This is a genomic window from Georgenia halophila, from assembly GCF_039541595.1.
The window spans coordinates 646,902-666,904 of the sequence record NZ_BAABGN010000002.1 but is presented as its reverse complement, the minus strand read 5'-3'; the positions used below and the strand labels follow the sequence as shown (position 1 = coordinate 666,904).

At 70.5% G+C, this 20,003-nt stretch carries 16 protein-coding genes and 4 tRNA genes; 10 read left to right on the top strand and 10 right to left on the bottom strand.

All coding sequences use genetic code 11. The features are described 5' to 3' along the window. Window positions 1-255 precede the first annotated feature (255 nt). Window positions 256-3,027 carry an HNH endonuclease signature motif containing protein gene (locus ABD907_RS04560; RefSeq protein WP_345215277.1) on the top strand — a complete coding sequence of 924 codons (2,772 nt, stop codon included), beginning with the start codon at window positions 256-258 and terminating at the stop codon, window positions 3,025-3,027. 26 nt (window positions 3,028-3,053) lie between these two features. Here the strand turns inward: ABD907_RS04560 and ABD907_RS04555 are convergent, their stop codons facing one another. From ABD907_RS04555 to ABD907_RS04535, 5 genes are all read right to left on the bottom strand, one after another. Further along, window positions 3,054-5,684, bottom strand: coding sequence for an ABC transporter permease (locus ABD907_RS04555; protein WP_345215276.1), 2,631 nt, complete (start codon window positions 5,682-5,684; stop codon window positions 3,054-3,056). After that, window positions 5,681-6,568 carry an ABC transporter ATP-binding protein gene (locus ABD907_RS04550; protein WP_345215275.1) on the bottom strand — a complete coding sequence of 296 codons (888 nt, stop codon included), beginning with the start codon at window positions 6,566-6,568 and terminating at the stop codon, window positions 5,681-5,683. Before ABD907_RS04550 ends, ABD907_RS04555 begins: the two co-directional genes overlap by 4 nt. Window positions 6,569-6,689: 121 nt before the next feature. Then, a tRNA-Phe gene (locus ABD907_RS04545) sits at window positions 6,690-6,762 on the bottom strand. A gap of 43 nt (window positions 6,763-6,805) precedes the next feature. Further along, window positions 6,806-6,879, bottom strand: a tRNA-Asp gene (locus ABD907_RS04540). Between the two features lie 55 nt (window positions 6,880-6,934). Then, window positions 6,935-7,007, bottom strand: a tRNA-Glu gene (locus tag ABD907_RS04535). Between the two features lie 146 nt (window positions 7,008-7,153). Between ABD907_RS04535 and ABD907_RS04530 the strand changes: the two genes are divergently transcribed. Beyond that, window positions 7,154-7,528: a metallopeptidase family protein gene (locus ABD907_RS04530; protein WP_345215440.1), complete on the top strand. Its 375-nt coding sequence runs from the start codon at window positions 7,154-7,156 to the stop codon at window positions 7,526-7,528. Window positions 7,529-7,576: 48 nt separating this feature from the next. Here ABD907_RS04530 and surE read toward each other — a convergent pair whose 3' ends face one another. Continuing rightward, window positions 7,577-8,473: a 5'/3'-nucleotidase SurE gene (surE, locus tag ABD907_RS04525; protein WP_345215274.1), complete on the bottom strand. Its 897-nt coding sequence runs from the start codon at window positions 8,471-8,473 to the stop codon at window positions 7,577-7,579. A gap of 1 nt (window position 8,474) precedes the next feature. Then, window positions 8,475-9,464 (bottom strand): 1-phosphofructokinase family hexose kinase, encoded by a 990-nt coding sequence (locus tag ABD907_RS04520; protein ID WP_345215273.1) that lies wholly within the window; start codon window positions 9,462-9,464, stop codon window positions 8,475-8,477. A 56-nt stretch (window positions 9,465-9,520) separates the two neighbouring features. On the opposite strand from ABD907_RS04520, the gene ABD907_RS04515 reads away from it, so the two are divergent. The 6 genes from ABD907_RS04515 to ABD907_RS04490 all read left to right on the top strand — a co-directional run bounded on the left by ABD907_RS04515 (window position 9,521) and on the right by ABD907_RS04490 (window position 14,402). Continuing rightward, window positions 9,521-10,039, top strand: a complete 519-nt coding sequence (locus ABD907_RS04515) for a GNAT family N-acetyltransferase (protein ID WP_345215272.1) — start codon at window positions 9,521-9,523, stop codon at window positions 10,037-10,039. Between the two features lie 53 nt (window positions 10,040-10,092). Continuing rightward, on the top strand, window positions 10,093-11,742 hold the full coding sequence (locus tag ABD907_RS04510; protein WP_345215271.1) for a mechanosensitive ion channel family protein: 1,650 nt from the start codon (window positions 10,093-10,095) through the stop codon (window positions 11,740-11,742). Window positions 11,743-11,786: 44 nt separating this feature from the next. After that, on the top strand, window positions 11,787-12,206 hold the full coding sequence (gene msrB / locus ABD907_RS04505; RefSeq protein ID WP_345215270.1) for a peptide-methionine (R)-S-oxide reductase MsrB: 420 nt from the start codon (window positions 11,787-11,789) through the stop codon (window positions 12,204-12,206). Between the two features lies 1 nt (window position 12,207). Beyond that, the gene (locus tag ABD907_RS04500; RefSeq protein ID WP_345215269.1) at window positions 12,208-13,008 is read left to right on the top strand and encodes an endonuclease/exonuclease/phosphatase family protein; all 801 of its coding nucleotides are present in this window, start codon (window positions 12,208-12,210) and stop codon (window positions 13,006-13,008) included. A 79-nt stretch (window positions 13,009-13,087) separates the two neighbouring features. After that, window positions 13,088-14,011, top strand: a complete 924-nt coding sequence (locus tag ABD907_RS04495) for an AEC family transporter (RefSeq protein WP_345215268.1) — start codon at window positions 13,088-13,090, stop codon at window positions 14,009-14,011. Window positions 14,012-14,138: 127 nt separating this feature from the next. After that, window positions 14,139-14,402, top strand: a complete 264-nt coding sequence (locus ABD907_RS04490; RefSeq protein WP_345215267.1) for a GlsB/YeaQ/YmgE family stress response membrane protein — start codon at window positions 14,139-14,141, stop codon at window positions 14,400-14,402. A gap of 90 nt (window positions 14,403-14,492) precedes the next feature. Here ABD907_RS04490 and ABD907_RS04485 read toward each other — a convergent pair whose 3' ends face one another. The 3 genes from ABD907_RS04485 to ABD907_RS04475 form a co-directional block, all read right to left on the bottom strand. Further along, window positions 14,493-16,565 carry a CocE/NonD family hydrolase gene (locus ABD907_RS04485; protein WP_345215266.1) on the bottom strand — a complete coding sequence of 691 codons (2,073 nt, stop codon included), beginning with the start codon at window positions 16,563-16,565 and terminating at the stop codon, window positions 14,493-14,495. A 12-nt stretch (window positions 16,566-16,577) separates the two neighbouring features. Continuing rightward, a complete protein-coding gene (locus ABD907_RS04480) occupies window positions 16,578-17,891 on the bottom strand; it encodes an ATP-grasp domain-containing protein (protein WP_345215265.1) in 1,314 nt (437 codons plus the stop codon). Window positions 17,892-18,019: 128 nt separating this feature from the next. Continuing rightward, window positions 18,020-18,092, bottom strand: a tRNA-Lys gene (locus ABD907_RS04475). Between the two features lie 182 nt (window positions 18,093-18,274). On the opposite strand from ABD907_RS04475, the gene ABD907_RS04470 reads away from it, so the two are divergent. Both ABD907_RS04470 and ABD907_RS04465 read left to right on the top strand, forming a co-directional pair. Further along, window positions 18,275-19,336, top strand: a complete 1,062-nt coding sequence (locus ABD907_RS04470) for an LLM class flavin-dependent oxidoreductase (RefSeq protein WP_345215264.1) — start codon at window positions 18,275-18,277, stop codon at window positions 19,334-19,336. Next, window positions 19,333-19,956, top strand: a complete 624-nt coding sequence (locus ABD907_RS04465) for an NAD(P)H-dependent oxidoreductase (RefSeq protein ID WP_345215263.1) — start codon at window positions 19,333-19,335, stop codon at window positions 19,954-19,956. The genes ABD907_RS04470 and ABD907_RS04465 overlap by 4 nt, the downstream gene beginning before the upstream one ends. Window positions 19,957-20,003 lie beyond the last annotated feature (47 nt).

Genomic DNA, 20,003 nt, shown 5'->3' with positions numbered 1-20,003 from the left:
AGCCGGGTGAGCCCGAGACGTCCGGCCCGGGGCCGAGGACGCGTCCCAGGAGCCGCCCGCCGACGGCGGGGGACCGACCGACGAGAGCCCGCCGACGGACGAGAGGTCACCGACGGACGACGCAACGAGTCTCTCACGGGCCGGGTAGCGGGGTCGGCCATCGATCCGAACTCTCCTCCTCCGAGAGGCGGCCTACGGCCGACGTCTGTGCATGCCGTCTGTGTCGATGTCAGTGGTCCGAACTAGTGTTCGAGTATGGATGTAGGGCGGGTGCTCGCGGGGGGCGGGTTCTGTTGTGCCGAGGACGGCGTGGGTGGCCGGCCGTGCGCTCATCAGCGCGCTCTGGTCCAGCAGAGGGACCTCGAGGCCCGGATCGCTGAGGCGCGGGTGGTGCGTGAGATCGGGTTGGCGGGTCTGGGTGTGCAGGCGGACGCGGGAGATCCGTGGGCGGTCCAGATGCTGGAGGTGCTGTGCGGGGCGGGTGAGGACCCGTTTCCGACGGGTGAGCCGGACAATCTGCCGGTCGATCCCTTTCCCGAGGCCGGCCTGGCGCAGCCGGTTCCTCGATCCGACACCGACGCCGACGCCGACGCCGACGCCGACGCCGATGCCCATGCCGATGGCCATGGCGGAGCCTGCGCCGCCCGTGAGGGCGGTGCCGACGCCGCGGCTTGCCCCGGCCCGGGCGCGGACATGGCTAGCGAGGGCGGTGTTCCCGGCCGCGAGGGTGTCGAGGACGCTGCTGCCGCTGCCGCTGCCGCTGCCGCTGCCGCTGACGGCGATGGGGCCGGGGATGGTGAGGGCCGGTCGGTGTGGGAGGTGGAGCAGGCGAGGGTGATGGCTGCTGCCGCGGAGCAGTTGGGGGCGGGGGTTTCGGTGTTCGCGGCGATGCCGGGTGGTCCGGAGCTTGCCGCGGTACTCGCCGGGATCGACCCGCGGGAGGTGGACCGGGTCGCGGGGGTGGAGGTCCTCGCCGCTGCCAGGCGGGTGGAGTCCTGGGCCGCGGCGACGGCCGCGCGGGCGGCGGCGGCCCTGTCGCGCGGGACGGAGCTGTTCGATCATCCCGAGGAGAAGCCCGCGGCGCTCGGTCCGCGTTCCAGGGTCGATCCCACCGGTGAGGAGATCGCGATGCGGCTGGCCCTGACGCGTCGGGAGGCCACCACCTTGGTCCGGGTCGGGCGGGGTCTGAGCGGAACATTCGAGGACACCGGGCGGGTGTTGGCGACCGGGGAGGTGGACTACCGCAAGGCGGCGACGATCGTGACCACGCTGGATTCCTCGCCCACGGCGGTGGGGTGGATGGTCGAACAAGACGTGCTCCCCGCGGCGAGCGGTCGTACGGTGGTGCAGCTGCGTGAGGATCTGCAGCAGCGGCTCCTGGAGGTCGACCCGGAAGAGGCGCAACGCCGTCATGACCGGGCCCGGTCCCGCCGCCGGGTGACCCGCCCGCGGGTCCTGGCTGACGGGATGGGCTCGATCAGCGCGGTCCTGCCCGCGGAGGACTGTGTCCAGCTCGACCAGAGCCTGACCGCGGCCGCGGCCACCGCCCGCGCCGGTGGTGACGCGCGGACCAGTGACCAGCTCCGCGCGGACGTGCTCCTGGCGATGACCCACGCCGCGATCCTGACCGGGGACACCGGCCCCCACGCCGACCCGGCCACCATCGCCGGCCTCGAAGAGGTACCCACCGGCGACTGCACCGGCCCGGCCTGCCACCCGGCGACATCCGTGGCCGGTGAAGCAGACGGCACCGCAGACGCCGGCGCAGGCAGCAAGGCCGACGACGAGCGCGCGGACCACCGCCCGGACGGCGAAGGCGACGAGCGCACCGCTAGAGCGGCGACCACACCCGGGGCGACCACGACGAAGCACACCACCGTCCAGCCGGACGAGCCGACCGAGCCGGCCGATGCGGGCAAGCCCCGCCAGCCGACGGGTGATGCCTCGCCGCATACCAACGCCGTCGACGCCGACGTGGGCGCCGATCAGACCCAGTCGCGTCTCTTCGACACCGAGCACGACGACAACGAGACCGGCAGCCACACCGCTCGGCCCAGCAGCGACGACGGTGCCGGCCGCACTGACGAGGCCGCTCGTGCGGGTGAGGCGCGTCGGGCGATTCCCGCCGAGCTCTACACCGGACGACGCAAGGACCGCGCCGGCCCACCCGTGCAAGGACGCTTCCCCGACCTGGACAGCGCCGTCCCCGAGGTCGCGGTCATCTCACCACTGCTGGCCGCACTCCTGCGCCGAGGCAGCGAACGACTGAGCATCACCCGACCCCAGATCCGGGTCACCGTCCCCCTCGACGTCCTCCTCACCGCCCAAGCCAGACAGGCCGCGCAGCACAACCGCGACCAGCAACCCGCTCGAGAGACCCGAGACAGCACACCCGATCCCGCGGACACGACTCTGCCCACCACCACCGGGACGACTCTGCCCAGCACCGACGGGATGCAGACACCGCCGCAGGAAGATTTCGACGACACCGCCGAACCCGCCGCCGTGCTCGCCGGCTACGGCGCCATCACCGCCGACCAGGCCGTGACCCTGGCCGCCTACGGCGACCTGCGCCGCCTGGTCACCGACCCCCTGACCGGTGCTCCGGTCGATCTGGGCCGGACCCGCTACCGGCCGCCCGCCGCCCTCCAAGAACTCGTCCGCCTGCGCGACCGGACCTGCGTGCGTCCCGGCTGCACCGTCGCGGCCCAGGACTGCCAGATCGACCACACCGAGTCCTGGGCCTGCGGCGGGACGACTTCCTCGGGCAACAACGGCCCGATGTGCACCCGCGACCACCTCCTCAAGACCGTCGGCGCGTTCCACGTCATCCAGCCCGAAGACGGCATCTTCGTCTGGACCACCCCAACCGGGCACACCTACCGCCGCGACCGCGACGGCACCATCACCCTCACCGAGATCAAGACCCCGCCCAGCCTCCCCGCCCGTCACAACGGCTCGCCCGGTACGCCCGGCTCGCCCGGCCCGTTCGGCGCCGACGACACCGACGACCCGCCACCCTTCTGACCGGCAGCGGAAGTCGCAGCCGCCTCTCAGTCGTGGGTGACCGCTTCAAGCACGGGCATGTTCGCCGCCCGCGCCGCCGGCCAGAGAGCGGCGACCACACCGACCGCTCCGGAGAGCAGGACGATGCCGCCGACCAGGTCCCACGGCACCGCCAGCTCCGTCAGGCCCTGGTCGGCGAAGACGCTCGGGAGTGCGGAGGCGAGGCCCACGCCGACCGCCACTCCAAGGATCGTCCCGAACACCGCTGTCAGCACCGACTCGACCGTGATGGTGCCGGCCAGCTGCAACTTGCCGAGCCCGACGGCGCGCACCAGCCCGATCTCCCGGGTCCGCTCGGTCACCGACAGCGCCAGGGTGTTGATGATGCCGAGCACCGCGATGATCACGCTGAGGGCCAGCAACGCGTAGAGAATGACCATGGCTTGTTCGACCTGCTCCGCGAGTGAGTTGCTCAGCTCCTCCGCGTTCTGCACCGTCAGGACGAGATAGGGCTGCACCGCCTCCTCCAGTGCCGAACGCAGCCCCTTCGCCTCGACGCCGGCGGCGGCATTGACCAGCAGAGCCTGGATGATCGACTGACCGGCCGGGACTGCAGAGGAGAAGTCGTCCGCCGCCATCACCATCGGCGAGTTCAGCATCTGCGAGGCGATCACCGCGCCGATCTGCATCGTCCGGGCACCTTCCGGGCCACTGATACGCAGCTGGTCACCGACCGCCCAATCCCTCTCCACGGCCGTGGTGCGCGCCACCGCGAGCTCGCCCTCGGCGAGTGAGTCGACCGAACCGTCCACGACCTCGACGTCCAGCGTCTCGCCGAAGGCATCGGCCGGGACGCTCAGGACGCCGAGGGTCTTCTCCTCGCCGTCCGGACCCTGCACCGACGCGCGGCCGCTCACGATCCTGTCCGCGCGGCCCACCTCGGGCAGCTCGGTGATGGTCGACGAGGCGGCGGGCGGTACCGATCGTGTCGCCGACTGGACCCAGAAGTCCGCCCGCGCCTCCGTCGCCACGATCGAGCTGGTCGACGCCTCGGCGGACGCGGCCAGCACCGCGCAAGCACCCACCAGGGCCATGCCGATCATCAGCGCGCCGGCCGTGTTGGCGGTCCGGCGAGGGCTCCGCGTGACGTTGCCGTGGGCAAGTCGGCCGATCGGACGCAGTGCGACCACGAACGGCCAGGCCAGCACTCGAAGCACAGCCCTGGCGATAACCGGGGAGACTGCGAGCGTCCCCAGCAGCACACCACCCGCACCGATGCCCAGCCACGTCCCGGCCCGTTCGGTGCCTTCCTGCACGGACCACAGCACGGCAGCGACACCGGCCAGGAGAAGAAGCGTCCCGACGGCGGCACGCACGTGCAGCGACCGCTCGACGACGGCCGTGTCGTCCCGCATCGCCTCGACCGGCGGCGTGGTCGCCGCCCGCCGCGCGGGGATCGCGGCCGCCACCAGGGAGATCGTCGTCCCTAGCGCGACGGCCGTGGCCGCCTGCCCGGCCGAAATCACCACCTCGCCACCGAGCTCCATGTTCATCGTCGCCAACCACTCTCGAACCGCCGCGATCAGGCCGATCCCGCCGGCGATGCCAGCGGCAGAACCGACCAGTCCGACCACCACCGCCTGGCCCAGTACGGTGACCATCACCTGGACCGGAGATGCCCCGACCGCGCGCAGCAGGGCGAACTCGCGCTGCCGCTGGCGGACCGACATCGCGAACGTGTTGGAGATGATGAAGGCGCCGACGAACAACGAGATCAGCGCGAAGACCAGCAGGAACGTCCCGAGGAACCCGAGCATCTGGCTGATCGACTCGGTACCCTCCTCGCGGGCCTGGTCGCCGGTCACAACCTCGACGTTGGACTGGTCCGTCACCACGGAGCGGATGTCCTCGGCGACAGCCTCCCGGTCTGCCCCGTCCTCCAGGAAGACCGCGATCGACGGCACGCGACCGTCCGGCGCGAACTCTTCCTCCCCGGTCTCGGCGTCGACCAGGACCAGCGTCGTCCCGACCATCGGGTTGCCGTAAGTGACCTCGCCGACCACGGTGACGTCCCGCGGAGGGCTGTCGCCGATGATGACCTGAGTGGTGTCCCCGAGCGAGAGACCCGAAGTCTCCAGTGCCGTGGTCTCCAGCGCGATCTCGGTCTCGTCGCGGGGTGCCCGGCCCGCCAGCAGCGTTCCGGACGGGTCGTTCGGTCGCAGCGCGCTCCCGAGGGACGGAGCCTGGCCGTTCACCACCGGCTGCCCGTCCGCACCCACCAGCACGGCCGTCCCCAGCAGGTCCGGCACCGCCTGGTCGACGCCGTCGACGGCAGCCACCTCCGGCACGAGGTCGAGCGGGACGGGCACCCGCTGCGGGCCGACGAGTTCGGTACCTCCGCCCACGGCCGGGTCCGACTCGCCCTCACCATCCGACGGCGCGACCTGACCTTCCTGCCCCGTCGGCCTCGGGGCCGGCTCGTCCTCGGCCCTCTCCACGCCACGCACGTACAGATCGCCCTGCGTCGTGGAAGCGATGATCGCTCCGAACGTGTCGGAGAGTAGCGCGCGCAGCGAGAAGGTGCCCGTGACGAACGCGATGCCGAGCGTCACGGCGAGCACGCTGAGCACGAACCGCACCAGATGGGCACGGATCTCGCGCAGGGCGACGCGGATCATGCCCGCGCCGGCGCCGCTACGTCGTCGGCGCCGGCCTCGCGGTCGGCGCTCAGCTGACGCTGGGCCTCCAGGATCGTGTCCGAGTCGGGGGAGCGGAGCTCAGCCTCCAGCCGCCCGTCGGCAAGGAACACCGCTCGGTGAGCGTAGGCGGCCGCCATCGGCTCGTGCGTGACCATGACCACCGACTGACCGAGCTCGTCGACGCTGCGCCGAAGGAAGCCGAGGACCTCGTTCGCCGAGGTCGAGTCGAGGTTCCCGGTCGGTTCGTCGGCGAAGACAACCGCCGGGGCGGCGATCAGTGCCCGCGCGCACGCGACCCGCTGCTGCTGGCCGCCGGACAGCTCGGTCGGCCGGTGGTGGAGCCGGTCGGAGAGCTCGAGCGTGCGCACGATCATGTCAAACCGCTCCCGGTCCACGGGCGCCCGCGCGATGTCGAGGGGCAAGGTGATGTTCTCGGCCGCCGTCAGCGTCGGCACGAGGTTGTAGGACTGGAAGACGAACCCGATGCGGGTTCTGCGCAGCGCCGTCAGGCGCCGCTGGCTCATCCCGGACACCTCCACGCCGTCCACGACGATCGTTCCCGACGTCGGAGCGTCCAGTCCCGCCAGGCAGTGCATGAGCGTGGACTTGCCTGACCCGGACGGCCCCATGATCGCCGTCAGCTCGCCGCGGGCCAGATCGACGTCGATGCCGTCGAGCGCCCGGACCTGGGTGTTGCCGGTGCCGTAGACCTTCGTCAGGTCCCTGGCCGTGACGATCGGATCCTCGACCGGCGGGAAGTGTTCGGGGCGCACCACGTCCGCACGAACGATGGGAACGGGGCCGCGGGATCGCCTGCCAGCAGTGACGAGGCCGAGCAGGTGGCGGATGTCGAGCCGGGGCATGGCCCGATTCTCGCTCAGGTCGGAGCGGTCTGCGTCGGCGAATATGCGGATCCAGCGAGTACGCGATCTGAGCCGGTCCCCGCACGACGAAAGCCCCGCACGAGGCGGGGCCTTCTCGGAGTGGCTCCGGGCGGGGTCGAACCGCCGACCTTTCGATTTTCAGTCGAACGCTCTACCAACTGAGCTACAGAGCCAGGAACACCAGGCCCGGTCCGAAGACCGGGCCTGGCGTACCAGCGACCCCGACGGGACTTGAACCCGCGACCTCCGCCGTGACAGGGCGGCGCGCTAACCAACTGCGCCACGGGGCCTCGTGCCAGACACTCGGCCTGACCATTCTATGGTGCGAACCTTACTGGAGATGCGTACCCCCAACGGGATTCGAACCCGTGCTACCGCCGTGAAAGGGCGGGGTCCTAGGCCGCTAGACGATGGGGGCCCGGTGTTTTGCCGTGGACGCCCGTGACGCCGGAGCGCCCCAAGACCTCGGACAGCATACGGGCATCCGGGTGCGCGGAGCAAAATGCTGGAGATGTGCCGATCGTCACCGCCTTCGGGGCACCCTCGCCGGCCGAGCACGGCACCATGGGTCCCGTGGTGACCATGACCCGAGAGGCGTTCGAGGACGCCGTCTCCGAAGCGCTCGACCTGATCCCGCCCGAGCTGGCGGACCGCATGGACAACGTGGTCGTTCTCGTCGAGGACGAGCCCACGGCGGACCAGCTCGCCGAGGCGGAGGACCTGCTCGGGATCTACGAGGGCACGCCCCTGACTGAGCGGGACTCCTGGTGGGCCGCCGGGTCGCTGCCGGACCGCATCACGATCTTCCGCGGGCCGACGCTGCGCCTCTGCGAGTCCAAGGAGGAGGTTGTCGAGGAGGTTGCGGTCACCGTCGTCCACGAGATCGCCCATCACTTCGGCATCGACGACCGCCGCCTCCACGACCTCGGTTGGGGCTGACCCTTTCGGGGCTCAGACGGCCGAGGAGCCTCAGGCCGCCGTGCAGCCTCAGACCGATGTGCCGACCTCGCCGTCCCCTTCCTCGCCCTTGATCTCCCCGGTCGGCGCGTCCGAGCCGGACGACATCACCGTGCCCGACGAGACGTCGACCAGGGGCTCGCCCTCGTGGCCCTCGGCCGCCGACTGCGTCCCGTCCACCCGTGGAAGTGTCAGGCCGGTGTCGTCGGCGACCGGCGCCCGCAGCATCGTCATGGTCGCCCAGCCGCGCGCCAGCAGATAGTGGTCCGTGCCGGGCTCGTCCTCACCCTCGACGCCGGTGTAGGTCAGCTGCACGTACCCGGTCCCGAGCTCCTTCACCCGCGCCTGCACGGCACCGAAGCTCGCCAGGCCGGCCGGGCGGATGCCGCGCAACCGGTCCGGGGCGACGTCGGGCACGTTGACGTTGAGGACGCGATCGTCCACGTCGTTGTCCAGCAACCACGCGAAGGCCTCGTCCGTCACGTTGCGGGCCGTCTGCCAGTGCTGCGGGTCGCCGGAGGCGATCGAGACCGCCATCGCGCGGATGCCGTGCGACGCCGCGGACAGTGCGGCACCGACCGTGCCGGAGTGCAGGATCGCCCGCCCGGTGTTGGCGCCGAGATTGATCCCGGACAGGACCACGTCAGGTCGGAACCCGAAGGCCTCGAAGGAGGCGACGAACCCGATGAGCCCGGGCGCCGCCTTGACGCCGAACGCCCGTACCTCCGCGGCCAGCCCGGGAGGTCGCTTCTCGACGAAGACCAGATGTCCGTTCTCCTCCTGCGCCGTCAGCGCCGCGCTGGCACCGGAGTACTGCCGGTGCGGCGCGACGACGGCGACCTCGTGCCCGGCGTCGATCGCCGTCTGGGCGAGGATGGTCAGGCCCCGGGAATCGATGCCGTCGTCATTCGTCACGAGCACGCGCACGTCAGGTGGTCACCTCGAGCTCCTCGATGCTGATCCTGCCAGCGAACCGTTCTATCTGATCGCGTCTCCCCGTGCCGAGTCCCCGGCGCGTCACGTTGAGGGCACCGGCGGCCGCACCCAGGCGCACCGCGTCGACCATGTCGAGGCCACGGCCGAGCCCGACGCCGATCCCCGCCGTCATCGAGTCCCCGGCCCCGCGGTGGTCCAGCGGGCTCATCACCGGCCCGACGACGGAGCGGGCGCCGTCCGGCATGACCAGCAGTGCCGGGTCCTCGGCGCGAGAGACGATCATGGCGCCGACGCCGCCCGCGACGAACCGCTCGGCGGCTGCCCGAAGGGACTCCGCTGACGCGTCGTCGGCCAGCCCGGCGGACACGACCTCCTCGTGGCTCATCTTCAGCACGGCGGGACCCGCCCGCGCGCCGGCACAGGCGGCGTCCCCGGAGAGGTCGAGGACCACGGGTCGCCCGGCGGCGCGCACGTCACCGACGATGCGACCGAAGAAGCTGGCCGGCATCACGGAGGCCGGTTCCGCGCCGGTCACCACGAGCACGTCGGAGTCGAGCGCGTCCACGAGCACCGTGCCGTACAGGTCGTCCAGCTCGTGACGGGTCAGCGGCGGGGGCGGCATGTGGGCGACCGTCCGGCGGTCCCCGGCGCGCAGGTCGAAGACGTAGGCACCGTTGCCGCCCGACGAGCTCACCGGGTGGATCGTCAGCCGGTCGGTGCTGAGCATCTGGACCACCGAGCCGCCGAGCTCGCCGCCGAACGGCGCGCACACGGTGACCTCCGCCCCCAGCGACACCGCCATGCGAGCGACCCACAGGCCCTGCCCGCCAGGATGCATGTGGACGTCCGCATGCTCGGCGTCGCCGGCGATCTCCATCACGAGCAGGGGCGTGGGCGCGAGGACGCAGATCCGGGGGGCACGGCCGGCCCGGTCCGGGCCGGCCGATCGCTCCTGCCGCCCGCCGGCCGCGGTCGTGTCCATGGGCCCGGAGCCTAGGTCTCCTGGCGGCAAGCCACCAGGCGAGGCACCATGTTGCGATGATGACGTCGCCGACCGAGCACACGGCTCGTCCGGTCCGCCTGATCGAGGGGCAGTCCGCGAGCGACCGAGCCGCGCGGGCGCTCGCCGAGTACTACGCCGAGCTGGACGAGCTGCTCGAGGGCGGCTTCGAACCGAACCTCCTGGACCCCGTCCCGCACGACGACGTCACACCGCCGCGCGGCGACTTCCTGTTGGTCACCGAGCTCGGCACGGGCAAGGTGCTCGGCTGCGGCGGCGTGCGGATCCGCACCGACGCCGAGGGTACGGCCGCCGAGGGTACGGCCGAGCTGCAGCGCATGTGGCTGGTACCCGACGTGCGGGGCCAAGGTCTCGGCCGGTTCCTGCTGCGGTCGCTCGAGAACCGTGCACGTTCGCTCGGGGCGAGACGGGTGGTGCTCAGCCTCAACCGGTCGCTCCAGGAAGCGATGGCGCTGTACGAGGCGGCGGGTTACCGCCCGGTCGAGCCCTACGAGGAGAGTCCGTACGTGGACGTCTTCCTCGGCAAAGAGCTCTGAGCACGTCCCGCAGGCACAGCGAACTCCCAGGGAACGTGCCTAGCCTGTCCAGCATGGATGCGGACGAAACCATCGAGCTGACGTTCCAGTTCGTCTCCGTCCTGCTGTGGAGCTCGGTCGGCCTGGTCGCCGGTTTCCTGGCGGCGGTGCTCATCGCGGCGCTCGTCCATGTCATCGCGCGCGGCCGGCCCGTCGCACGCTTCATCCGGAACCGCTGCCGCAAGCCGTTCTTCGTCATCGGTGCCGTCGTCGGCGCATGGGTCGGGTTCATCAGCTCCACCCCGGTGCCTCGCGGGATCGCCGAACCGGGCTGGCGGGGCGTCACCCAGCACGTCTTTCTCGTCCTCCTCATCCTCGGCGCCGTGTGGTTCGTCGCGGGCCTCATCCGGGTAGCCGAGGACGTCATCCTCGAACGTCTCGGCGAGGACAGCCTCAGCAACAAGGCCAGGCGCATCCAGACCCAGTCCCAGGTCATCCGCCGGGTCGCGATCGCGCTCGTCGTCGTGCTCGGTTTCGCTGCCATCCTGCTGACCTTCCCGGGCGCGCGTGCCGCGGGAGCGTCCGTCCTCGCCTCGGCAGGAATCATCTCGGTGGTCGCCGGTCTGGCCGCCCAGACCACTCTCGGCAGCGTCTTCGCCGGTCTGCAGATCGCGCTCACCGACTCCCTGAGAGTGGACGACATCGTCATCGTCGAGGGCGAGTTCGGGAACATCGAGGAGATCACCCTGACGTACGTCGTCGTCCGGATCTGGGACGACCGCCGGATGATCATGCCCTCCACCTACTTCACCACCACGCCGTTCGAGAACTGGACCCGGCGGGCGCCGGCCCTGCTGGGCACCGTCGACTTCGACGTCGACTGGCGCATTCCGGTCCCGGCGATGCGTGCGGAGCTCGACCGGCTGCTGGCGTCCACCGACCTGTGGGACGGCCGGGTGGGGATCTTCCAGGTCTACGACGCCACCGACGGCAAGCTTCGGGTACGTGCGCTTGTCTCGGGCCAGGACACGCCTACCCTGATCGACCTGAAGTACTACCTGCGCGAGGCCCTCGTCGACTGGGTCCAGACCAACGCCCCGTACGCGCTGCCACGGATGCGCATCGAGGAGCAGGACGTCGTCGAAGTCGTCGACGACGGCCGCGAGCTCAGCACCGGCGTCCTCGCCGAGGAGATGGCCGAGCTGTCGAAGACCGACACGACGCCGAAGGATCAGCCCGGCGACACGTTCGCCATGCCACGCGTGCAGGAGGACCCGGAGCGCCGGAGGGCGCGCGAGGCGGAGGCTCGCAAGGCCCGGCGCAGGGCGGAGCGCGAGGACCGCCGTCGTGCGAAGGAGAACGAGGGGCGCCTGGCGAGGCGTGAGCCACGGCCCCGGCCCTCGGCCGATCAGACGGTCGTGATGAGCCTGCCGATGCCCGAGCGCACCTCGATCAAGGAACGCACGTCGATCAGGGACCGCACGGTCACCGACCGCACCGACGAGGACTCGACGACGACGAGCGAGGCTCACGCGTCCTCGCTCTTCACCGGCAGCCCGGAGAACGAGAAGCGGGCGCAGGGATTCACCGGCCCGGGCGAGGAGGCCTACACCGAGCGCGAGCAGGCCGCCGAGCGTCGCGCCGCCGAGCAGTCCACGGCGGAGGAGCCGACGGACGAGCCCGAGGCCGAGCCGCCGCGCCGGTCGTGGGGCGAGCTGGACTGATCCATGTGCTGCACGAGGGTGCCCGCAGGGCGCACCATGGAGTCATGACCAAGTCCCAGAAGACCACCAAGAGCGACGAGGAGTGGCAGGCCGAGCTCGACCCGCTCGAGTTCCAGGTGCTGCGCCGCGCTGCGACCGAACGCCCATTCACCGGTGAGCTGCTCGAGGAGCACCGCGAGGGCATCTACCGGTGCCGGGCGTGCGACGCGGAGCTCTTCCGCTCGACCACCAAGTTCGAGTCGCACTGCGGCTGGCCCAGCTTCTACGCGCCCGAGGACTCCGACGCCGTCGACCTGATCGAGGACCGCTCCGGCGGCATGGTCCGTACGGAGGTGCGGTGCGCCACCTGCGGCTCCCACCTCGGACACGTCTTCGAGGACGCCCCGCAGACGCCCACCGGCGACCGGTACTGCATGAACTCCGTCGCGTTGACGTTCGCCGAGTCGGCGGAGGAGCCCGGCTGAGTTGCGGGTCCTGACCCTCAACCTTCAGCACGGGCGCCCGGCCGCCACGGCGCCCGACGCCGGTGCCCGCGCGAGCGCCGTGACGCTGCGCCGCGCAGCCGAGGAGATCGCCGACGTCGACCCCGACGTGGTCCTTCTCCAGGAGATCGACAAGGTCCATCCCCGCTCCGGCGGTCTGGACCAGGCGGCGTTCCTCGCCGGCGAGCTGGGCATGCGGCATCGCTTCGCCGCGAACCTGATCGGTGGCCCCGGCGGGATCGCGGTGCCGACGTGGACGTCCGACGTTCGCCGCGGGTACGGCCTCGCCCTGCTCACCCGGTTGCCCGTGTCGACCTGGCACGTCCGCCCGCTGCGCGGCAGCGGACTGCGCCGAGCACCGGGTCCCTGGTGGAGCCACCGGGGTTGGTGGCCCGACGTCGACCGGGTCTTCCTCGCCGCCGTGCTGCGTACCGACGACGGACCGCTGTCCGTGGCGGTGGCGCACCTGTCGGTCATGAACGACACGGCCCGCAGCCAGCTGGCCACCTGCGTGGACTCCCTGCAAAGCCTGCCCGGTCCCCATCTGCTCGGAGGCGACCTGAACCTCGGGCCGAAGGCCGTTGCCGCGGTCGCCGGAGGGCCCGAGCAGCAAGGTTTCGCTCCGCTCGCGTCGGCGTTGACGTTCACCAACTCCCGACCTCGCAAGCAGATCGACCACCTGCTCGGTTCCGGCGTCGCCGCCGTCGGGACCGGCCGCGCCCACCACCTCACCGTCTCCGACCACGCCGGCCTGAGCGTCGACGTCGTGCGGGCCGCTCACTGAGGCAGCGGCCTGCTCCGAGCCGCGGTGATGGGAGGATGACGTCTCGACGGGCCGGCCGAGGGCGAGGGGAGAGGATTGCGTGGGCGAGGTGCTCGCCGGCTTCGCCGGTCTGGCCGTCGTCGCCGCCCTCGGCTATCTCCTCGCCCGCTGGGGCGCTCTGCCGGACGGTGCGGACGCCGTCCTCTCCCGCCTGAGCTTCTACGCCGCCACACCCGCCCTCATGATCCGCACCCTCTCGGATGCGGACGTCTCGGAGGTCTTCTCCGCCAGCGCGGCCGTGACCGTCGGGACCGCTGTCCTCCTCGCGGTCGTGTACGCCGTCCTCGGCAGGCTGCTCACCGCTCTGCGCGGTGCTGACCTGACGCTGGGGGCGCTGACCGTCAGCTACGTCAATGCCGGGAACCTCGGCATCCCGCTGCTCGTCTTCGCCGTCGGCGACGCTGCCGACATCGCACCGATCCTGCTCCTGCAGCTGCTGGTCATGGTGCCGGTCGGGTTCACCATCCTCGACGCCCAGACGGGACGAACCGGCGTCTCCCGCACCCAGGTGCTCACCACGCCGCTGCGCAACCCGCTCGTGCTCGCCGTCGCGCTCGGGCTGCTGCTGGCACTGCTCGAGGTGGAGATCCCCAGGCTCGTCATGATGCCGGTCGACCTGCTCGCCGACATGGCGGTACCCGTCATGCTCGTCGCGTTCGGATTCTCGCTGCGTGGCGCTCCGCTGCCCGGCCGGAGCCACGTTCGCGGACCGATGTGGGCCGCGGTCGCCCTCCGGTGCTTCGGCGGTCCCGCCATCGCGTACGTGCTCGCTTCCCAGGTCTTCGGGCTCACCGGCGAGGCGCTGCTCGGGCCCCTCATCGTGGCCAGCCTGCCGTCGGCCCAGAACGTGTTCGTCTACGCCATGCGGTACGGCCGAGCCGTGCCCATGGTCCGCGACGCCGTCCTGCTCACCACCATCGTCTGCATCCCCGTGATCCTCGCGCTCGTGGCGGTGCTCGGCTGAACAGGCGCGTGCCCCGACGGCGGGTGAGGGGCCGCCTACGAGATGCGGTCCTCCCCGCGGGCTGGGACGCTTCCCAACGCAACGCCACAACGAGTCGTGGCCCGTGTGGGCCAGGAAGGAGTGCCTCGTGGGCGAGATCATCGGTCTCATCGTCTTCGGTGCTGTCATCGGAGCCCTGGCACGACTGGTCATGAAGGGCAACCAGAACATCGGCATCATCTGGACGATCGTCCTGGGTGCCCTCGGTGCACTGGTCGGCTACTGGATCGGTGGAATGCTGGGTGTCGGTCAGACCGACGGCATCGACTGGATCCGGTGGATCCTCTCGATCGTCGCGGCGGTCATATTCATCGGCATCTACATGGGTATCGCGGGGAGGCGCACCACCTGAGCGCCCAGGGGCCGGTCACGCCGTTCGGCGTGACCGGCTCTCGCATGTACGGGGCGTCTCGTTCCGCCTGCGGGTGGACCAGGCGTGAGGTCAGACGAGGTCACGCTCGATGTGCCGCTCCCAGTTCTCGGAGAAGACCCGAGGGTGCCCCTGCTGCTCGTCCAGCTCGTAGGCGTCCAGCTGGGCGTTGACGATGAAATGCGTCGGCGTCGAGGTCAGCACGGTGCGGGTCGCAACCTCGACCCGCCAGTCGCTCCCGTTCTCGAACCGGCGGACGGTGCGTGTCTCGCCGCGCACGGAGTTCACGTCGTTCCAGCGGAAGCTGTACCACTCGCGGGTGTCCCGGTGGATCACCGTGCCGGTGTCCTCGATCTTGAAGGTGCCCTGGTCGTTGACGACCGCGAGGGTCGACACGTCCGTGGCCAGGTCTCGGGTCACGCGCCAGGAGTGCTTCCCGGTCTCGCGCACGGTGGTGTCCGCCTCGGCCGTGGCCTCCGGGGGGCCGAGCTCGCGCAGGTGTTCGTCGTCGTCCCGGGGCTCGCGAACCGGCAGGAAGAGTGAACTCCGGCCGGTGGCGATGGTGACCGCAGCCGGCTCCGGTGCCGGCCAGATCAGCGGCCAGTAGGACGTGGAGATGGACAACCGCAGGCGGTGGCCCGCCGCGAAGGACTGGGCGACGCCGTTCAGCGGCACCTCGACCGAGTAGGGACGTCCCGGCTCCAACGGTGTGGGGTCCTCGCTGCTGTCCCGGTGCGTCAGGTTGAGCACGCCGTAGGTGACCCGGGTCGCCTCACCGTTGGGTGCGACGTCGGAGAGTCGCACGGCCAGCTGGGCGACCGGCTTGTCCGAGGAGACCTCGAGGCAGACGCGCCCCAGCCCGAGGATGTCCAGCGGCTCGGCCAGCGGCTCGGTCTCGAAGACCAGGGCCCCGCCGTCCTCCTCGCGCTGGTCGTACGGGAGATCCGGTACGGCCGAGTAGGAGGCCCACTTGCCGGCGAACATCCCGACACTGAGCGGCGACTGCAGGCCGAGCTCTCTGTCGGCGGCCTCGGCCGGGTCCGGCGAGCCGGCGTGGTGCTTTTTGCCGGTGGCGGGGATGAGGTGGTGGGCGGTCAGTCGGTACTCCCGGTCCTCGACGCCGGGCGAGGGCCAGCTCGGTTCCGACACCCAGTGGCCCGGCCGGTCCTCGTAGGAGGCGCTCGGCGGAACGCTGTCCTGCATCCAGGCCCGCAGCATGGGCTCGTCGTCGATGCCGGTGTCGATGCCCTTGAGCCAATGGTCCCACCAGCGCACGACTTCCTGGAGGAACCCGATCGCCGGCCCCGGGACGCCGAGGTGCGGGTACTTGTGGCCCCACGGCCCGATCAGTCCCTTGCGCGGCACGTCGAGGTTGTCGAGCAGCCGGAAGATCGCGTTGGTGTAGCCGTCGGCCCAGCCACCGACGGCCATGACGGGGCAGTTCACCCGCGAGTAGTCCTCGCAGACCGACGCCGGCTTCCAGTAGTCGTCCCGGCGCTGGTGGCGCAGCCAGGTATCCAGCCACAGCCCGCTGCCCTCGAGCCGCTCCTGCCACATGCTCCGCCACCGGTCGCCGACGACGGCCGGGTCCGGCGGGAGGCTGTTGAAGGCGAACATCACCGTCGCCTCGGAGAGGTTGTCCGCGAGCAGGCAGCCGCCCATGTAGTGCATGTTGTCGACGTAGAGGTCGTCGGTGGACGAGGCGCTGATGACCGCCTTGAGCGCCGGGGGCGAGAAGGCCGCCATCTGGAGGGCGTTGAAGCCGCCCCACGAGATCCCCATCATGCCGACGTTCCCGTCGCACCATGGCTGCTCGGCCAGCCACTCGATGACGTCCTCGGCGTCGCGGTGCTCCTGCTCGCGGTACTCGTCGACCAGGATGCCGTCGGAGTCGCCGCTGCCACGCAGGTCTACCCGCACGCACGCATAGCCGTGCCCGGCGATGTACGGGTGATTGAGCGCGTCACGGCCGCGGGTGCTGTCCCGTTTGCGATAGGGGATGTACTCGAGCACCGCCGGCACCGGGTGTGCGTCGGCATCCACCGGCAGCCACATCCGAGCCGCGACCTGCTGGCCGTCACGCAGCGGGATGAAGACGTTCTCGACGGTCTCGATGTCGTGCGGAAGATCCGTGACGGTCCGCATTCATCATCCTCCTCAGGGAGCGGGTTCGAACTCGAAGGGCAGCAACTCCAGGGCCTGGCGGTAGCGCTCTTCCAGCTCCTCACGGTCATCCGCCCCGAGATAGACGCTGCCGAGCGTGTAGCGGTAGCTGTCCTGGTGCGGCAGCTCCGAGAGGCGGTCGCCCGGGGCGATCATGAAGGAGGCGTGGGACTCGGGGAAGGCGCGCTCGAGCGCCGCAAGGTCCTCCTCGCCGGGGATCCGGCGCACGATGCCGTCGGCGTCGTGGAAGATGTGGCACTGCGACGCGACGGCGTACCGCCCCTCGCCGCGCGGCATGACCGGGGGTTCGCCGAGGGCGACGTCGATGGCCACCTCGTGGTTGGAGGTCCCGTCGGTCATGAGGAACAGCTCGCTGTGCGACTGCGAGATGCGCGTGTTGACCTCGATCAGCCAGAGGTGGTCGTTCTCCCGGTCCCACATGTACTCGACGTTGAACGCACCGTTGTCGTAGCCGACGTGACGCAGGAACCTCTCCGCCGTGTCGATCATCCGCTGCTGCACGTCCGGTGGCACGGTCGCGGCCGGGTAGTCCAGCCGCTGGATGCTGTGTCCGTCGCCGTCCTTGTACATGTCCACGACGCCGTGGACGCTGAACTTGCCTTGGGACATCACGCCCTCGGGTGCCGCCTGGATGCCGCTGATGATCCCTTCGGCCAGGCAGTTGTTGCCACTGGCTTCGCTGAGCTCCGGGGGCAGGTCCACCCGGTGGAGCACCTGGTTGAAGGCGTCACCGATGTCGGTGATCTCGGCTCGGATCTTCTCGAGCGCGTCGGCGAACTCCTCCGCGTCGTGGATCTCGAACCCGAGGTTCGAGGAGTGCGCCTTCACCGGCTTCACCCAGAACGGGAAGGGCAGGTCGATCTGCTCGAGCGCGTCGTCGCTGAAGGGGTCGAAGGTCGAGAAGCCGGGCACCACCTCGGGCACCGACGCGAGCTGCTCCAGACGGCTCCAGTACTTGTGCTCGCACTTGAGCACGCTGGTGACCGAGGGCGACGGGATGCCGTGCTCGTCGGCCAGGATGGGTGCCAGGACAGAGCTGGGGAAGTCCCAGTGGCACACGATCGCGTCCACGGAGCCCGGGAACTCATCGAGCTGAGCCCGCGCCTGGTCGAGCAGGTCGTCGAAGTCGTAGTTGGTGTCCCGGACCAGCGTGTCGAAGTCCAGCAGCGAGTGGAAGGTGAAGCGCTCGGCCCCGCGAATGCACTCCAGCTCCTTGCGCTGCAGCTCGGTCATACCGAGCACGAAGACGTTGCGCCGTTCGTCGGGTGTTGCCGTCGTCTCTGTCATGACACGGACGGAACCACGGGCCCGAGGGGCCCGCAACAGGAAGGGCGGTAGACCCGTTCATCGGTGGCCCACGCCTACCGGCGCACGTTCGCCCGCAGATCAGAGACGCGGTCATCCGCCTGGCTCGGTGGGCCCCGTGGGGCTCGAACCCACAACCCACGGATTAAAAGTCCGTTGCTCTACCGATTGAGCTAGAGGCCCTCGGCCGGCCCGAGAAGGTCAGCCGTTGGTGCTCACGGACGGCCGTGAGCGGGTGGAGCCAGGGTATCGGAGGCATCGGGGTGCTCCTGTCCGTCCACCGCGCGTCCGATCTCGCAAGGCGGGCTGGGCGGAATAGGTGTCTGTGCAGATAAGTTGTGCCGGCATCGACAGAGAGGAACACCATGGCATTCGAGATCGGCATCATGACGTTCGGCGAGGTGACGGAGGACGTGGCCACAGGCGCACTCCCGTCGCCGCGGCAACGCGTTCGCGAGACGATCGAGCAGGCTCAGGTCGCTGACCAGGTTGGCCTGGACATCTTCGGCGTCGGCGAGCACCACCGCACCGACTTCGTCGGATCCGCACCGACCATTCTGCTCGCGGCCGCCGCAGAGAAGACCGAGAACATCAAGCTGACGAGCTCGGTCACCGTGCTCAGCTCCGAGGATCCGGTACGCGTGTGGGAGCAGTTCGCCACCATCGACCTGCTGTCCGCCGGCCGCGCCGAAATCATCGCCGGGCGCGGCTCCTACACCGAGTCCTTCCCGCTGTTCGGGTACGACCTCAAGGACTATGCGGACCTGTTCCGGGAGAAGCTTGAGCTGCTGCTCAAGATCCGTGGGCAGAATCCGCTGACCTGGCAGGGGCGGTTCCGTGCCCCCCTGGTCGACGCCGACATCGCGCCCCGCGCCGACGGCGACAGCATCCCGATCTGGGTCGGCGTCGGCGGATCACCGGCGTCCGCGATCAGCACCGGACGCCTGGGCCTGCCCATTGCCCTGGCGCTGCTGCTGGGCCCGATCACCTCGCACCAGCAGACCGTCGAGCTTTACCGGGAGGCCGCCGCCCAGGCCGGGCACGACGCCGAGGCACTGCCGGTCAGCATCAATGCCCACGGCTACGTCGGGCGGACGAGTCAGGAGGCACGGGACACCATGTACCCGTACTTCGCGAGGGGCATGCTGGACAACAACCACCAGCGCGGCCAAGGGTTCTACCTGCCCCGGGGCGCATTCGAGGCGCAGTCCGCTCCCCACGCCGGCCTGCTGGTCGGCAGCCCGCAGGAGATGATCGACAAGCTGCTGGCCTATCACGAGCTGTACGGGCTGAACCGCGCCATCATCCAGATGGGCTTCGGCGGAGTCCCGCAGAAGGAGCACCTCCAGGCGATCGAACGGCTCGGCACCGAAGTCGCCCCGGTCGTGCGCCGAGAGGTCGCCGCGGGCGAGAAGAGCGCGGCGTGAGCGCCCCGACCGTCATCCGCAGGCAACCAGCGGCGCAGGAGGCAGGCACCCCGGCGTTGCGCGTCGTCGTCATCAACGGCAGCCCGAACGAGCAGTCCAAGACGATGGGCCTCGTCGACGTCGTCCTCGACACGCTCGGCGAGATGCTCCCCGTCGAGACGTCCCGCATCGACGTGTACCGCCTGGGCCCCGCCTTCACCGAGGCGCTCGAGCGCGACGGCGTCGCCTCCGAGGTCGAGGAAGCACTCCGGCTCGCGGAGGGTGCCGATCTCCTGGTCGCCGCGGCACCGGTGTTCCGCGGCTCCTACCCCGGCATCTTCAAGCACTTCTTCGATCTCGTCGACCAGTACGCCCTGGCCAACAAGCCCGTCCTGCTGGCCGCGACCGGCGGGACCGACCGCCACGCGCTCGTCCTGGAGCACGCCCTGCGTCCCCTCTTCGCCTTCTTCCAGGCGCTGACCGTACCCGTTGCGTTCTACGCGTCCGGTGGCGACTTCGACGGCACGACCCTGCTCAACCCGCGCGTCTACGGGCGCATCGAGATGGGGCTCAACGACGTGGTGGATCTGCTCAGGGACCGTGCATCCGGGGTATCGAACCGTCCGGCATCTTGGGCTTGAACCTCACGCGACGTGAGGTCCTAGCGTCGCAGGCGCCGGCACAGAGG

Excerpts from the sequence above, each read along its gene's own strand:
- ABD907_RS04560 (WP_345215277.1), top strand. The coding sequence starts at position 256 with ATGGATGTAGGGCGGGTGCTCGCGGGGGGCGGGTTCTGTTGTGCCGAG.
- msrB (WP_345215270.1), top strand. The coding sequence starts at position 11,787 with ATGACCAAGTCCCAGAAGACCACCAAGAGCGACGAGGAGTGGCAGGCC.
- ABD907_RS04550 (WP_345215275.1), bottom strand. The coding sequence starts at position 6,568 with ATGCCCCGGCTCGACATCCGCCACCTGCTCGGCCTCGTCACTGCTGGC.
- ABD907_RS04555 (WP_345215276.1), bottom strand. The coding sequence starts at position 5,684 with ATGATCCGCGTCGCCCTGCGCGAGATCCGTGCCCATCTGGTGCGGTTC.
- ABD907_RS04515 (WP_345215272.1), top strand. The coding sequence starts at position 9,521 with ATGATGACGTCGCCGACCGAGCACACGGCTCGTCCGGTCCGCCTGATC.
- ABD907_RS04510 (WP_345215271.1), top strand. The coding sequence starts at position 10,093 with ATGGATGCGGACGAAACCATCGAGCTGACGTTCCAGTTCGTCTCCGTC.
- ABD907_RS04530 (WP_345215440.1), top strand. The coding sequence starts at position 7,154 with ATGGGTCCCGTGGTGACCATGACCCGAGAGGCGTTCGAGGACGCCGTC.
- ABD907_RS04485 (WP_345215266.1), bottom strand. The coding sequence starts at position 16,565 with ATGCGGACCGTCACGGATCTTCCGCACGACATCGAGACCGTCGAGAAC.
- ABD907_RS04470 (WP_345215264.1), top strand. The coding sequence starts at position 18,275 with ATGGCATTCGAGATCGGCATCATGACGTTCGGCGAGGTGACGGAGGAC.
- ABD907_RS04480 (WP_345215265.1), bottom strand. The coding sequence starts at position 17,891 with ATGACAGAGACGACGGCAACACCCGACGAACGGCGCAACGTCTTCGTG.
- ABD907_RS04520 (WP_345215273.1), bottom strand. The coding sequence starts at position 9,464 with ATGGACACGACCGCGGCCGGCGGGCGGCAGGAGCGATCGGCCGGCCCG.